This is a genomic window from Clostridium tertium (genome assembly GCF_902652255.1).
Lineage (GTDB): Bacteria > Bacillota > Clostridia > Clostridiales > Clostridiaceae > Clostridium > Clostridium tertium_A.
Window position 1 is genome coordinate 22,749 of the sequence record NZ_CACRTO010000021.1, and the last position, 14,814, is coordinate 37,562.

Below are 14,814 nucleotides of genomic sequence, written 5' to 3' on the forward strand. Positions count from 1 at the left end.
ACGTCTTCTCAAAACTCCTTCAGGAGTTTTTTCATTAATTTTTCATTATTCATTATCCATTCTTAATTGTGCGACAGCACTATTTTCCTTTGCTCTTAATAAATAAGTAAACACTATTAATTAAGAATATTACACCTGAATAAAATAATACAATTCCCCATTGACCTATACCTAAAGCTACTGTATTAAATACATCAGCTAAAAATGGTATATAAAGTATTGCACAAACCATAGTTATTGAAACTAAAACTGCTCCTACTAAATATGGGTTTGTAAATAATTTTATTTCGAAGATTGAATGTCTTTCAGATCTACATTCAAATACATGTAATAGTTGAGACATTACTAATGTAGTAAGTGCTAATGTTCTACAAGTAGCTAAATCCATTCCATATAACCTTCCTGTCATAAAAGCCATTAATGTACAAATACCAATTAAACATCCCCTTACAAGTATCTTAGACCATAAACCACGAGCAAATATACTTTCTCCCTTTTCCCTTGGCTGTTGCATCATTATATCTTTATCTGCTGGATCAACCCCTAAGGCTATAGCTGGAAGACCATCTGTTGCTAAATTTACAAATAATATTTGAATAGGTGTTAATGGATTAGGTAAATAGAAAATTGATGCAAGGAACATAGTTAAAACTTCTCCTAGGTTACAAGATAATAAATACCTAATAAACTTTCTTATATTATCGTAAATAATTCTTCCCTCTTCTACTGCAGAAACTATAGTCTTAAAGTTATCATCCATAAGTACCATAGATGCAGCTTCTTTAGTAACATCAGTTCCTGATATCCCCATTGCCACACCAATGTCAGCTTCCTTAATAGCTGGAGCATCATTAACTCCATCACCAGTCATAGCAACTATATTATTTTGCTTTTTAAATGCCTTTACAATTCTTAGCTTATGATGTGGTGAAACTCTTGCAAAAACTCTAACATTCATTACTTTCTTTTCTAATTCTGCATCACTAAGCCTTTCAATTTCTTCGCCAGTAATACCTTGATCATCAGTGTTACAAATATTAATAGACTTAGCAATGGCTAAAGCTGTATTTTTATGATCACCAGTAATCATAACTGGCTTAATTCCGGCAAGTTTACACTTTAACACCGCATCTCTAACTTCAACTCTAGGAGGATCTATACTTCCAGCAACTCCTAAGAAAATAAGATCTTTTTCTAAGGAATCATTTCTAACTAATCCTTCTTCCTTATAAGCTGCAGCAATACATCTTAAGGCCCTATTAGACATCACTTCTATATATGAAGCTACTTGTCTTCTCTTTTGAGATGTTAAAGGCTTAATACTTCCATTTTCTAAAATATAGCTACATTTATCAATTACTCTCTCAGGAGCTCCTTTCATGTAGCAAACTTCCTTTGATCCATCTCTTACTATTACACTCATCATCTTTCTATTTGAATCAAAAGGAATGTCAAAAACTCTTTGTACCTTAGAAACATATCCTTTAAGTAAATTAACATCCTTAAAGAATGCTTTTACTAATGCAGTTTCTGTAGGGTCACCATGAAGAGCCTTATCTATGTTTTTAATTTTAAAATCATAATTGCAATCATTGCAATAAACTAATGCTTTAGCTAAACTTGTACTACTATCTACATTTTCCTTATCTAAATCATAAATCCTACCATTAATATATATTTCCTTAACAGTCATCTTATTTTGAGTAAGGGTACCAGTCTTATCAGAACATATTACAGATGTACATCCTAAAGTTTCAACAGCTGGAAGTTTTCTAACTAGTGCATTTTTCTTTAGCATCCTTGATACACCTAAAGCTAAGGCAACAGTTACAATTGCTGCAAGTCCTTCTGGAATAGCTGCAACTGCTAATGAAACTCCAAGAAGAAACATTTCTGAGACTTCATTCCCTCTTAATATTCCAAGAATCGTAACTACTGCACAAATTCCTAAGCATAAAATTACTAAAATCTTACCTAATGAATCTAATCTTTCTCTTAAAGGTGATTTTTCTTCTTCTATATTATCTAAAAGATTTGCTATCTTACCCATTTCTGTTTGCATACCAATGCTATCTACAAACAAAATTCCTCTTCCTTTTAATATAGTTGTTCCCATAAATCCTTGATTTTTTCCTTTTCTATAGTCCTTCGATACCCCAACTGATTCTCCAGTTAATAGGGACTCATCTACCATTAAACTAGAAGCTTCAATAAAGGTTCCATCAGCAGGAATCCTATCTCCAGCCTCTAAAATAACCATATCTCCAATAGTTATATAAATAGAGTTAATTACTTTCAGTGCTCCATCTCTAAGAACCTTACAACTAGGTGCTGCTAATTCCTTAAGGGCCTCAAGGGACTTTTCTGTTCTATATTCTTGAACAAATCCCATAATAGCATTAACAACTACTATAATTAGTATAGTAACTGCATCAGCTAAATCTCCCATAAGCCCTGATATTATTGTTGCAGCTATTAATACCCAAACTATAAAGTCATTAAATTGTGATAAAAATATTACTATTGGTGATGATTTTTTCTTATGGGATATTTCATTTAATCCATAAGATTTTTGTCTTGCTTCAGCTTCTTTTGTAGATAATCCTCTCGATATTTCTCTCTCCTGTATCACCAGATTCCTCCTTAAATTAGTTTCTATATATTATATATATGTTTCAATAAATAAATTACATCTTTATGTCTTATTAAATATTAAATAAAAAGACATTTTGAAGATAACTACATCAATTGAAATCATCTAGTTTTCAATTTTCATATAAGTTGATTGTATACTTTTATATGTAAAACATTTTATAAGGAAAATAAAGTTTACATTAAATATAGAAATTTCATTTCAACTTATATATTTAGTTAATTCCAAGATATGAATTTTAATTAGATACCTTTACAAATTTTCAATATAAATATAGAATATGAATAGATGATTAATATACTAAGGAGGCAATAACTTGAAAGATATAATATACGTAACTGGGCATAAAAACCCAGATTCAGACTCAATTTGTTCAGCTTATGCATATGCTGAATTAAAAAATAAAACAGGCAACCTGCCTGCTATTCCAGTTAGACTTGGAAATGTAAATAGAGAAACTCAATATATACTTGATTATTTTGGAGTAGAAGCTCCACAATTATTAAAAACTGTGAAACTTAAGGTGGAAGATTTAGAATTTGATAGAATAACACCTGTTTCACCAGAAATATCATTAAAAATGGCTTGGAACATAATGAGTAGCAAGAATATTAAAACTCTTCCTGTTGCAGATGAAAATGATCATCTATTAGGAGTTTTAGCTATTTCAAACTTAACTTCTTGCTATATGGATATCTGGGATAATAGAATTTTAGCAAAGAGTAATACTTCTTTTGAAAACATAGTAGATACATTATCTGCAAAAGAAATATATGTTAACGAAGGAACTAAATCTTTCCCAGGTAAAATAGTAGTTTCTGCTATGAAACCAGAAAGCATGAAGGATCATATTGAAGAAGGCGATATTGCAATAGTTGGAGATAGAGAAGAAGTTCAAAGTGCTTTATTAGACTTAAACATTTCTCTTATGATAATTACAGGATCACATACTCCTACTGCTGAAATAGTTGAAAAAGCTAAGGAAGCTAACATAAGTGTAATTACTACACCTCATGATTCATTTACTACATCAAGACTTATAATTCAAAGTATCCCTGTTGGATATGTAATGATAAAAGATAAGTTAGTTACTTTCTCAACAGAAGATTTAGTTGATGATGTTAAGCCAGTTATGGTTGAAACTAGATTTAGAAGCTATCCTGTTATAGATACAGATGGAAAAGTAGTAGGAACTATGTCTAGATATCATTTAATTTCTAATTATAGAAAGAAAATCATTCAAATGGACCATAATGAAAGAGGTCAATCAGTTGATGGACTTGAAGATGCTGATATATTAGAAATTATAGATCACCATAGAGTAGCTGATATTCAAACAGGTGGTCCTCTATACTTTAGAAGTGAACCTATCGGAAGTACTTCTACTATAGTTGGTAAATGCTTCTTTGAACGTGGAATAAGGCCTTCAAAGCAAGCTGCTGGACTTTTATGTGGTGCAATAATTTCTGACACATTATTATTCAGAAGCCCAACTTGTACTCCAGAAGATAAGCAAATTTGCTTAAGACTTGCTGAAATTGCTGGAATCAATGTTGAAGAATTTGCAAAAGAAATGTTTAAAGCAGGTACTTCACTTAAAGGTAAAACTGTTGAGGAAATCTTTAACCAAGACTTTAAACCATTTACTATAGGTGAAACTAAAGTAGGTATTGCCCAAGTTAACACTATGGATATAGAAGGCTTTATGCCACTTAAAAATGACATGTTAAAATACATGGATAGTAAGGCAAAAGAAGCTGGTTTAGATATGACACTATTACTTTTAACTGATATTTTAAATGAAGGATCACAAATATTAGTAGCTGGCGATAAACCAGAAATTGCAGAAAAAGCATTTAAAGTAACACTTAATGATAGTACTGCATTCTTAGATGGTGTACTTTCAAGAAAGAAACAAGTAGTACCACCAATAACTTCAGCTATAAACAGCTAGTTTTAAATTAAGAATGTAAAATAAAAATGAAGAATTTAGGAAGTGATTTTTTTACAAATCACCATAAAAAAAGGCTTTGAAAAAAGCCTTTTTTTTAATGAAATAATTAAGCAATGAAAAAAATGAAAGAATTGTGGATGTAATTTGTACCAAATTACTATAAAAGAATAAAAGCAAAAAAACTCCCGTAGGAGTTTTTACATCAATTTTTCATTCTTAATTCTTCATTCTTCATTAAAAATTGCAAAGCAATTTTCAACTATCTTCTCATATTATTGATCATTCCCCACATCTCATCTGCAGTACTTATTCCCCTAGAGCTTAATTGGAATGCTCTTTGAGTAAGTATCATATCTGCAAATTCAGTGGCTATATCTACATTTGAACCTTCTAACATACCTTGTATCATTTCAAAATCTGTACTTCTAGTAACTTGTACCCCTGGTGCTGGAGAATATAAATTATCACCTACTGATATAAATGCTCTATCTCCTACTGCTGTATAAAGTGGAATTTCTCCTACTTGATTAAATTCTTCTCCTTTTTTAACAAATACTTCTCCTTTTTTATCAACAAAGAAGTTATTTTTATTAAATACAACATTATTTTCTGAATATCCATTTAAATAGTTTATCTCTACTTTATATCCCCTATTATCTACTAATCTACCATTTGAATCTATAGTAAAAGCACCATCTCTAGTATATAATTCATTACCATCTTGAGTAATAATTTTGAAGTATCCTTCTCCATCTATTGATAAATCAGTACTAAGTAATGTTTCTTGAAGTATCCCTTGAGTATTATCTCTATACCATTCAGATGTTTTAGTTCCTGTTCCAATAATAGAGTCTTTATCATTTATAGGATTACCTAATCTATCTAATGATTCAGAAAGTAAATCTTTAAAACCAACTTCTAATTTTTTATAACCTAAAGTATTTGAATTAGCTAAATTATTAGATATTGCATCCAACTTATCTTGATTAGCATTCATTCCAGTTTTTGCAGTCCATATAGTTCTTAACATACTTTACCTCCCACTATCTAATTGACCCTATTTCATTAGCAGCTTTATTTAATGTATCATCTAAAGTTTGTACTATTTTTTGATTAGTCTCAAAGTTTCTCATATTAGTAATCATATTAACCATTTCATTAGTTATGTTTACATTTGAATTTTCTAAGGCTCCTTGAACTACATAAGTTTCAGCATTATATATAGGATTTTCTCCTCTATAATAGTTATCACCGATTTTTTCTAGACTATTATAATCAGTAAAGTCTGCTACTGCTAAAGAGTAGTTTGCATTATTCCCTATATGTAAAGTATTATCTTTACCTAATACCATACTGTCATTTCCAACAAAAATAGGCTCTAATGCACCTGTTCCTTTGTTAACACCTAAAACTCTATCTCCTGTTGAAGTCATCAGATAACCGTTATTTCCAACCTTAAAGCTTCCATCTCTTGTATATACTACTTCATTACCTGCTGTTGTCTGCTTTTCTATTGCAAAAAATCCTCTACCTTCAATAGCAAAATCAGTTTTCTTATCAGTATTTTTTAATACTCCTTGCGTAAAAGCTGTATCTACAGAGTCAATTTTAGCTCCAAGGCTTATAGTACCTAATTTTTGAGTTACGTTTCTTCCGCCTACAACTTTATCTTTATTTTGAATCATAACCTCATCAAAGCTTTTTACAGATAAATTATCTCCTTTAAATCCTGTAGTGTTAGCATTAGTCATATTATTAGTTATGGTAGCTTGTCTATTTTCTAAAGTAATCAAACCAGATACTGCTGTATAAAGACTTCTAATCACTTACCTCATTCCCTTCAAATAAAACTTTACATTCATCATTATAATGCATCCCAAGGCCTCTAGCCTTTTCCTCTATTTTAGCATCAGATATTTCACTACTATAATTAACTCCTAGCATTAAAATAACTGTAATAATCATACCTATTCCTATACCCATAAGTATTTTTCTATCGGAAAGAAAATTAAATATATCAACTATCTTTTTAATAAGCTTCTTATTAATAGTACCTCCCCCTTACCTATGGATAATTCTTCACAAATTTTATCATCATTTAATCCCTTATCTAATAGTTCTTTTACCTTATTCAATTTACTATTTTCCTCTACTTCTTCATCTCTTGAATTTTCAAGGAAATTATCGTCAATTTCTATATTTAAACTATTACCTATACTAGGATTAATCTCTAACTGACTCTCACTGTTATCACTTGGATTATTTACATTTTGTAATTTTTCCTCATTATATATAATATCGTATCTTTTATTATCATCCTTAATAGTATTTATGGATATTTTTAAATTTTCTATTTCTTTTTGTAATTCTAGAACAGTTTCTGCAAAGGATTTCCTAATTTCTATGATTTCTATATCATAGTCCTTACTTCTATATTCTTCTCTTTCTAGAATCTTATCAAAGGAGTTATCTTCCTTCTTAATAGCTTTAAAATTTAATATAATTAAAATAATACCTAATATAAAAATTAAAACAGGAATCACATTTATCACTCCCTTGATTAAATATAGTTAACTTCTTTCATAACCTCTCTTAAGTTTCTAATAGCTCTACTATGAAGTTGACAAACCCTAGATTCTGATACCTCTAATACTTGTCCTATTTCTTTTAAAGTAAACTTTTCATAATAATAAAGTTTTAATATTAGCTTATCTTTATCCTTTAATCTTTCAATTGCTTCTGCTAATATTGTAGTCTTTTCTTTATTTTCTAATGATTCTTCTGGAGATACAGACTCCTTATCTTCTAAGGTTTCCATTACGGTAACATCATCATCATCAGAATAAATTACTGATTCTAAAGATATAATAGACATATAATTTATATAGTTTTCAACTTGAGAAACCTCTTCTTCTGATACTCCGAGGTCTAACGCTATTTCTTTAAGTGAAGGCTCTCTCATTAGCTTATTTTGTAATCTTTCGATAGCTTCATTATATTTAGCAAGCTTATCCATAGCCCCTTTAGAAATAGGTCTATTTTTTCTTATTTCATCTATCATAGCCCCTTTTATTCTTAAGGTAGCATAGGAGGAAAATTTCATTCCCTTTGTTGGATTAAACCTATTTATCGCATCCATAAGCCCAACAATCCCATAGCTAACCAAGTCTTCATATTCAATATATTTTGTTTTCCCAAGCATAATTCTAGATGCAAGATACTTAACCAGTGGTATATACTTTTCAACAATCTCTTCTTTATGAATTAGAGGGCTTTGACATTCCATATTATAAACCTCCTTAAAAGCTCCTTAAACTAGTTCTCTTTGTTTTCTCATAATTTTAAACACAGTTTTTATTATTTTCTCTCTAGTGGAATTATTTATATCAACAAATGTTACTCCACATACAAAACTTCTATCTTCAGCTTTTACTCTTCTAATTACTTTTCCTTTAATCTCAATATTTTCATCTTCATATATTAAATTAGCAATTATTGTATCATTTATATTAATTGGATCATTTATTTTAACTTTCATTCCGCCACCACTTAAATCTAAAAGCATGGCATTCTTATAGTGCCTTTTTCTTATCTTTTCAACATCTTCTTCATTTGCAGTTTCTATTTCCTTCTCATTAATATAGTTAATAATTTGTACTATATTAACTCTTACATAATCTCTTCTTTGAATTTTAGTAACATCAAACGGAAAACTTAATCTGTAGTAAGGCTTTTCAGATTCAACATATCTTCCAAGAACTTTCGACTTATATCCAAAAACATTTCCATTACCATCATATATTATTTGTTGCAGTTCATCTCCCTCATTTAGAGTTAAGAAAATACCATCATTTACAGGAACTGCAATTAAGAATTCATCTTCTCTAATATCCTGAATAGTTGATTTATATATATTGTTTTCGAATAAAATATCTACCATACAATTTATTTCTAGCTTTATATTTGACATGTTTACCCCCTAAGAAAAAATATTGAATAATTTTTTAAATAACCCCTGTACTCCTATTCCAGTTTCTTGTTTTTCTTTTCCAACTATTTTTGAAGCTATAGCATTTACACATTTTGCAGCATCACAATTTGGATAACCTATAACAAATGGCAATTGATTTCTAACAGATATCGTTAATTTTCTATCATCATAAATATATCCTAAATAGTTAATATCTAAAGTTAAAAATCTATTTACTGCGGTCTTAAATTTAGAGAATGTTATTTCTCCTTCTTTTTTTTCTAAAACTTTATTAACAACTATACTTGCCTTATTTTTAATTTTAAAATGGTTTACCGCCTTTAGTAAGCTATATCCATCTGTTAATGATGTTGGTTCAGGAGTAGTAACAAGTATTACTTCATCCGAGCAAGCAATAAAGGCTAAAACACTCCTGCTTATTCCAGCTCCAGTATCAATAAAAATATAGTCAAAGCCTTGTAGCATTTCTATTTTCTTTAAAAATAGTTCTCTTTGATTTTGCTGTAAATCTTCTATGTTATTTAGGCCACTTCCTCCTGGTAGAAGGCTAACACCTTCAGGGCCTTCCACAATAACATCTTCTATTGATAAATTTCCATTTATTAAATCTAAAACATTATGTTTTGGATAAATTCCCATTAAAACATCGTCATTACCCATCCCAATATCAGCATCAAATACTAAAACCTTTTTCCCTTGCCTTACTAAACTTATAGCTAAATTTACTACAAAATTGCTTTTCCCAACTCCACCTTTACCTGAAGTTATAGTTATTATTTTAGATTTTTTCGTTTCTGTATTGCTTGAATTACCATTAGCAAGCCTTCTTAAGCTTTCAGCTTGATCTAGCATACTGATTCCTCCCCAAGAATAAGTTTTACAATTTCCTCTTTACTTGGCACCTTAATATCATCAGGAACATTTTGTCCAACTGTTATGTATGATATAGGCTTCTTTGACTTTTTAGCAATATTATAAATACATCCATAGGAAGTAGTCTCATCAAGCTTTGTGATTATAATATCTTTGTAGTTTATTTCTCCATAACCACTTAATATAGCATTAATATCTTTATTTTTAGTAGTTCCACTTATTACCAGGGAAATATTACTTGAATTAACCTTCTGAATAAATGCTCTAAGTTCAGATATTTGCATAGTATTTTTACTACTTCTACCTGTTGTATCAATTAAAATAACGTCACACTCTTTTAATGCATTAATAGCTTCTTCCATTTCTTTTAATGTAATAACTACTTTAAATGGTATATTCATTATTTCAGCATAAGTTTTTAATTGCTCAACAGCACCTATTCTATATGTATCTATTGTAATTAAACCAACCTTTTTCTTTTCAATTAGAGCAAGTCTACCAGCAAGTTTAGCAATGGTAGTAGTCTTACCTACCCCTGTAGGTCCAATTAACACTACATTTCCTCTTAAATCTTTATTTACTACTTCAATATCTTTTTTTACGATATCTATTAAATCTTCCTTAAATGCTTCTATATCTTCATAATTTTCTAAATTAATATCTTCTATTAAATTTTCTTCTATATCTATTTCTCTTAAATACTCAATAGCTACTACTTCTTCTTTTTCTTTGTTAGTATTCTTTATAACTTTATTTAATAATTCCTTTATTTCTTTTACTTCATCCTTTAAAGCCTCATCTTCTTTAGAGTTTTTATCTTCAGAAGCAATTTCTTTATCTTTTAGTGTTTTTATGTTTTCGCGGCCTTTTACCTCTTCTTTTTCAAAAATACTCTTAATACTACTTAATGAAGCTTTAAAATCATCTACTTCAGATGCTTTTTTACTTTGTTTCTTATCTAATTTGCTATTTTCTAATGCAGCTGTAACTTCTATTAACTTAGGTTTAAAATATCCTTTAACGCCTGATTCTCTTACTTTTCTTTGACTTATAATAATAGCATCCTTACCCAATTCATATCTTATTCTTGTCATAGCTTCATTCATATTTTTTACTAAGTACTTCTTAATAAGCATTATAGTGATACAACTCCTTCTGTTTTTATTTCAACATCATTTGGTATTTCATTTAAAGAAATAACCATAACATGTGGAAATACCATTTCTATTAATTTTCTAAAAACAGGTCTTATATTAGGTGATACAAGTATAACTGGCTGATTATTATAGAAGTAAATTCTATCTATTGTATCTCTTACACTATTTAAAATCTTTGTTGTTGTATCAGGATCTACTGCTGGGAATGATCCTTGGATAGATTTTTGTGTATTGGCCGCAACTATTTCTTCTATTTGTGCTGATAAAGTTACCACTGTTATACTCTTATCTTCATCTATAATAGTATTACAAATAGTTCTAGCTAAGGAGAATCTAACATACTCAGTTAATAACTCTAAATCTTTAGTTAATCTTGAATTGTCTGCTAATGATTCCATTATAGTAACCATGTCTTTTATTGGAACTTTTTCTCTTAACAAGTTTTGTAGAACCTTTTGAAGCTCACCAATAGTCATTAAATCTGGTATAAGTTCATCTACTACAGCACTATATTTTTCCTTAGTATTTTCAACTATTAATTGAACTTCTTGTCTTCCAAGTAATTCATATGAATGTGCTTTAATTGTTTCAGTTAAATGAGTAACCATAACTGTTGTTGGGTCAACTACTGTTAATCCTTTAATTTCAGCTTCTTCCCTTTGATCTTTATTAATCCATACTGCCGGCAAATTAAATGTAGGTTCAACAGTTCTAATACCTGCTATTTGAGTGTTTTCACCTGATGGATCCATGCATAGTAACATACTTGCCATAAGTTCTGCTGAAGCTATTACAGTTCCTCTTATCTTAATTACATATTCATTAGTCTTTAATTGAAGATTATCTCTTATTCTAATAGGTTGAACTACTATTCCCATTTCAATTGCGCATTGTCTTCTAACAGATGCAATTCTTTGAAGTAAATCTCCACCTGTTGATTCATCAGCAAGAGGAATTAAACCATAACCTATTTCTACTTCCATAGGTTCAACAGAAATTAAACTCATAACATTTTCCGGTTCTTTTCTTTCAAGCTCTGTATATTCTTCTTCAACTCTTTGAAGCTCTTGTTCTTGAGTTTTTTGTTCTTCCTTGATTAGTAAATATGTAGCAACCGCTCCTACAACTGAAGCTAGTAAAAATGGGAACATTGGCATTCCAGGTATTAATGCTAAGAAGAACATTACTGCAGATACTATTCCAAGTGCTACTGGGAAAGCAGTAAGTTGTCTACTAAATGTCTTACCGAAGTTATCAGCACTTCCTGATCTAGTAACTAAAATACCTGAAGCAGTAGATATTAATAGTGCTGGCACTTGGCTAACAAGCCCATCTCCTATAGTTAATCTTGTGTATAACTCTCCAGCTTGAGCAAAATCCATTCCACCCATAACTCCAATGATTATACCTGCAACTATATTAATAATAGTAATAATTATCCCTGCTATTGCATCTCCTTTTACGAATTTAGAAGCCCCGTCCATAGCTCCATAAAAGTCAGCTTCTGATTGAAGGTCTTCTCTTCTTTTTCTTGCTGTAGCTTCATCTATTAATCCAGCATTTAAGTCTGCATCTATACTCATTTGTTTTCCTGGCATAGCATCTAATGTAAATCTAGCTGATACTTCTGATACTCTACCTGCCCCGTTTGTAATAACTACAAACTGTATAATAACTATAATTAAGAATATTATTATACCAACCACATAATTTCCACCTATAACAAATTCACCAAAGGCTTCAATAATACTTCCTGCATTACCTTCACTTAATATAAGTCTTGTTGAAGATATATTTAGACCTAGTCTAAATAATGTTGTTACAAGTAAAAGAGTTGGGAATACAGATAACTGTAATACATTTGTAGTGAACATAGTTATCATTATAATTACAGCAGATAATGTAATATTAAATGCCAGTAATATATCTAATATAATTGATGGAAGAGGTATTATTATCATAAGTACAATACCTAGTACTCCGAAGGCCACTAATATATCCATATTCTTTTTTATATTTAATTTGTTATTTTCAAGCAAACCTATCCCATCCTTTATTGTCTAGTTCTTCTTCTTATTTTTATCCAGTTTAAATACCATAGCTAGAACTTCTGCTACTGCTTGATACATATCTTGAGGTATTTCACCATCAATTTCTACAGAGTCATATATAAGCCTTGCTAAAGGTTTATTTTCTATAATAGGTACATTGTTTTCTAAAGCCTTTTCTTTTATCTTTAAGGCAATATTGTCAGCTCCCTTAGCAATAACCTTAGGGGCTTCCATTTTTCCTTCCTCATATTTTATGGCTATAGCTAAATGAGTTGGGTTAGTGATTACAACTGTTGCATCTCCAACAGACTGCATCATTCTTCTTTGAGACATTTCTCTTTGCTTTTGTTTTATTTTAGATTTTATTTGTGGATCCCCTTCCATTTGCTTGTATTCTTCTTTTACTTCTTGCTTAGTCATCCTGATTTCCTTTTGGAAAAGAATATACTGCACAACATAGTCTACTATTGCTATTACTACTAGCAATATACAAATTTTCACGAAGAGTCCAACTATTAATGACTTAACTTCAACACCTAGAGTCGGAAGATACAGGTTTCCAATTTGCATAATTTTATCAAAGTTTGAACTTATGTATGAATATGCAATATAAATAACTATACTTATCATTATTAAGTTCTTTACAAGCTCTACTAATGCTTTTTTAGAAAACATATTCTTAAAACCATTAATTGGATTTAACTTCCCAAAGGAAGGTTTTATAGCATCTTTAACTACTAAAAATCCTGATTGTATTAAACTAGCAAATACACCTGCTATCATTATAGGAAGAATAACTGGCATTATAGTAATTAACCCCTTACTTATTACTAAAAGATTAATACTTTTTAAGCTGTTTTCAGTTACTTCCATAGTTCCTAAGTCACCTAAGAAATAAATGACATTATCTTTTAATGCAGAAACTATAAATCCACTTAAGGCCACTATTACTAAAGTCGTAGCAACTAAAGTAATTGCTAGTCCAACATCTTTACTTCTAGGAATTTGTCCTTTTTTTCGAGAATCACTTTTCTTTTTAGGAGTAGCTTCTTCTGTCCTTTCATCTGCACCTATAAACATAATTAGTGGTACAGTAGTTATTATCTTTCTAAAAATATCTGGTAAATAGCTAACACTACTTATAAATAACTTAATAATTATTGGTAGTGATACAGATATTGCTAATATTCCTACTAGCATCTTTACAGGCATTCCAAGAATCATAACATTTATTTGAGGAACTGCCCTCGATACAAGTCCCATAGCTACATCTGTTAATATCATAATCAATACTATTGGTATTGCTATTTTCAAACCTATAGCAAAATAATTTGCTATTATTTCAATAAGAGTACTCATGGTTTCAGCATGAAATAGTCCATTTCCCATTGGAAGAGTAATAAAACTTTCCATTAAAGATTTAATTAACATATGGTGTCCATCTACAATAAAGAAAATTATTAAAGCTACATAATGAAGTAAATTCCCTGTTATTGTAGTATTGGCTTTACTATTAGGATCTAAAGTATTAACCATACTTAATCCTATATGTACATCTAGTAAGCTACCCGCCATAAGTACTACTTCAAAAGCAATATTAGATACTAATCCTAAGATTAATCCATTTGTTATTTCAAAAATCATATAAATAATTAAATAATAATTGCTCGTTATTCCATTTAGGCTTCCATAATCTACTCCACTTAATAATGCAAAGGAAAAGATTAATGAAAACATAGCTTTTAAAGTTTTAGGTGTTCCATTTGGAAAGAACACATTTGTTATTGCAAAAAAGGCTGTTACTCTTAAGAAAATTAAAAATAACGCTAAAAAATACATAGTATCTATCATGGATCTACCCCCTAAGTAGATACTTTAATAATAAGCTCAAAAATTCTTTCGGTAAAGCCTACTAATGTATGTAACATAAAGCTAGCTAAGAATAAGCCAGTAAATGCTATTCCAATAAGCTTAGGAACAAAAGTTAAAGTTTGTTCTTGAATTTGAGTAGTTGCTTGAAAAATACTTATTATTAATCCAATTAAAATAGAAACTATAAGGATAGGGCCTGCTACCTTTAAAGATGTCATTAATGCATCTCTTACAATTCCTATTATTAAACTCTCACTCATTTT

13 protein-coding genes are annotated in these 14,814 nt (G+C 29.8%); 1 reads left to right on the top strand and 12 read right to left on the bottom strand.

Features of this window, described 5'->3' with window-relative positions:
- Nucleotides 1-79 precede the first annotated feature (79 nt).
- Nucleotides 80-2,632, bottom strand: coding sequence for a calcium-translocating P-type ATPase, SERCA-type (locus tag GPX08_RS10460; RefSeq protein WP_156626759.1), 2,553 nt, complete (start codon nucleotides 2,630-2,632; stop codon nucleotides 80-82).
- A gap of 337 nt (nucleotides 2,633-2,969) precedes the next feature.
- Between GPX08_RS10460 and GPX08_RS10465 the strand changes: the two genes are divergently transcribed.
- Entirely contained in the window at nucleotides 2,970-4,607 is a 1,638-nt protein-coding gene (locus GPX08_RS10465) for a putative manganese-dependent inorganic diphosphatase (RefSeq protein WP_156626760.1), read from the top strand.
- A gap of 259 nt (nucleotides 4,608-4,866) precedes the next feature.
- Here the strand turns inward: GPX08_RS10465 and flgG are convergent, their stop codons facing one another.
- From flgG to fliQ, 11 genes are read right to left on the bottom strand one after another with little or no spacing between them, the layout of a single operon-like run.
- A complete protein-coding gene (flgG, locus tag GPX08_RS10470) occupies nucleotides 4,867-5,637 on the bottom strand; it encodes a flagellar basal body rod protein FlgG (protein WP_156626761.1) in 771 nt (256 codons plus the stop codon).
- Nucleotides 5,638-5,650: 13 nt separating this feature from the next.
- On the bottom strand, nucleotides 5,651-6,433 hold the full coding sequence (locus GPX08_RS10475; protein WP_156626762.1) for a flagellar basal body rod protein FlgG: 783 nt from the start codon (nucleotides 6,431-6,433) through the stop codon (nucleotides 5,651-5,653).
- Complete coding sequence (locus GPX08_RS10480; RefSeq protein WP_156626763.1) at nucleotides 6,426-6,590, bottom strand: hypothetical protein; 165 nt, start codon at nucleotides 6,588-6,590, stop codon at nucleotides 6,426-6,428. The genes GPX08_RS10475 and GPX08_RS10480 overlap by 8 nt, the downstream gene beginning before the upstream one ends.
- A 38-nt stretch (nucleotides 6,591-6,628) precedes the next feature.
- Nucleotides 6,629-7,150, bottom strand: a complete 522-nt coding sequence (locus GPX08_RS10485) for a hypothetical protein (RefSeq protein WP_156626764.1) — start codon at nucleotides 7,148-7,150, stop codon at nucleotides 6,629-6,631.
- Nucleotides 7,151-7,167: 17 nt separating this feature from the next.
- Nucleotides 7,168-7,893, bottom strand: coding sequence for a FliA/WhiG family RNA polymerase sigma factor (locus tag GPX08_RS10490; protein ID WP_156626765.1), 726 nt, complete (start codon nucleotides 7,891-7,893; stop codon nucleotides 7,168-7,170).
- Between the two features lie 24 nt (nucleotides 7,894-7,917).
- Entirely contained in the window at nucleotides 7,918-8,577 is a 660-nt protein-coding gene (locus GPX08_RS10495) for a pilus assembly protein PilZ (RefSeq protein ID WP_156626766.1), read from the bottom strand.
- A 9-nt stretch (nucleotides 8,578-8,586) separates the two neighbouring features.
- The gene (locus GPX08_RS10500; RefSeq protein ID WP_156626767.1) at nucleotides 8,587-9,450 is read right to left on the bottom strand and encodes an AAA family ATPase; all 864 of its coding nucleotides are present in this window, start codon (nucleotides 9,448-9,450) and stop codon (nucleotides 8,587-8,589) included.
- Nucleotides 9,444-10,607, bottom strand: coding sequence for a flagellar biosynthesis protein FlhF (flhF, locus tag GPX08_RS10505; RefSeq protein ID WP_156626768.1), 1,164 nt, complete (start codon nucleotides 10,605-10,607; stop codon nucleotides 9,444-9,446). Before flhF ends, GPX08_RS10500 begins: the two co-directional genes overlap by 7 nt.
- Nucleotides 10,607-12,673 carry a flagellar biosynthesis protein FlhA gene (gene flhA, locus GPX08_RS10510; RefSeq protein ID WP_156626769.1) on the bottom strand — a complete coding sequence of 689 codons (2,067 nt, stop codon included), beginning with the start codon at nucleotides 12,671-12,673 and terminating at the stop codon, nucleotides 10,607-10,609. The genes flhF and flhA overlap by 1 nt, the downstream gene beginning before the upstream one ends.
- 15 nt (nucleotides 12,674-12,688) lie before the next feature.
- Nucleotides 12,689-14,530: a fused FliR family export protein/FlhB family type III secretion system protein gene (locus GPX08_RS10515; RefSeq protein ID WP_156626770.1), complete on the bottom strand. Its 1,842-nt coding sequence runs from the start codon at nucleotides 14,528-14,530 to the stop codon at nucleotides 12,689-12,691.
- 11 nt (nucleotides 14,531-14,541) lie between these two features.
- Nucleotides 14,542-14,811: a flagellar biosynthesis protein FliQ gene (gene fliQ / locus GPX08_RS10520; RefSeq protein WP_156626870.1), complete on the bottom strand. Its 270-nt coding sequence runs from the start codon at nucleotides 14,809-14,811 to the stop codon at nucleotides 14,542-14,544.
- Nucleotides 14,812-14,814 lie beyond the last annotated feature (3 nt).

Bases quoted from the DNA above. Each gene is read 5' to 3' on its own strand.
- flgG (WP_156626761.1), bottom strand. From the start codon at position 5,637: ATGTTAAGAACTATATGGACTGCAAAAACTGGAATGAATGCTAATCAA.
- GPX08_RS10480 (WP_156626763.1), bottom strand. From the start codon at position 6,590: ATGGGTATAGGAATAGGTATGATTATTACAGTTATTTTAATGCTAGGA.
- GPX08_RS10490 (WP_156626765.1), bottom strand. From the start codon at position 7,893: ATGGAATGTCAAAGCCCTCTAATTCATAAAGAAGAGATTGTTGAAAAG.
- GPX08_RS10495 (WP_156626766.1), bottom strand. From the start codon at position 8,577: ATGTCAAATATAAAGCTAGAAATAAATTGTATGGTAGATATTTTATTC.
- GPX08_RS10500 (WP_156626767.1), bottom strand. From the start codon at position 9,450: ATGCTAGATCAAGCTGAAAGCTTAAGAAGGCTTGCTAATGGTAATTCA.
- flhF (WP_156626768.1), bottom strand. From the start codon at position 10,607: ATGCTTATTAAGAAGTACTTAGTAAAAAATATGAATGAAGCTATGACA.
- GPX08_RS10515 (WP_156626770.1), bottom strand. From the start codon at position 14,530: ATGATAGATACTATGTATTTTTTAGCGTTATTTTTAATTTTCTTAAGA.
- fliQ (WP_156626870.1), bottom strand. From the start codon at position 14,811: ATGAGTGAGAGTTTAATAATAGGAATTGTAAGAGATGCATTAATGACA.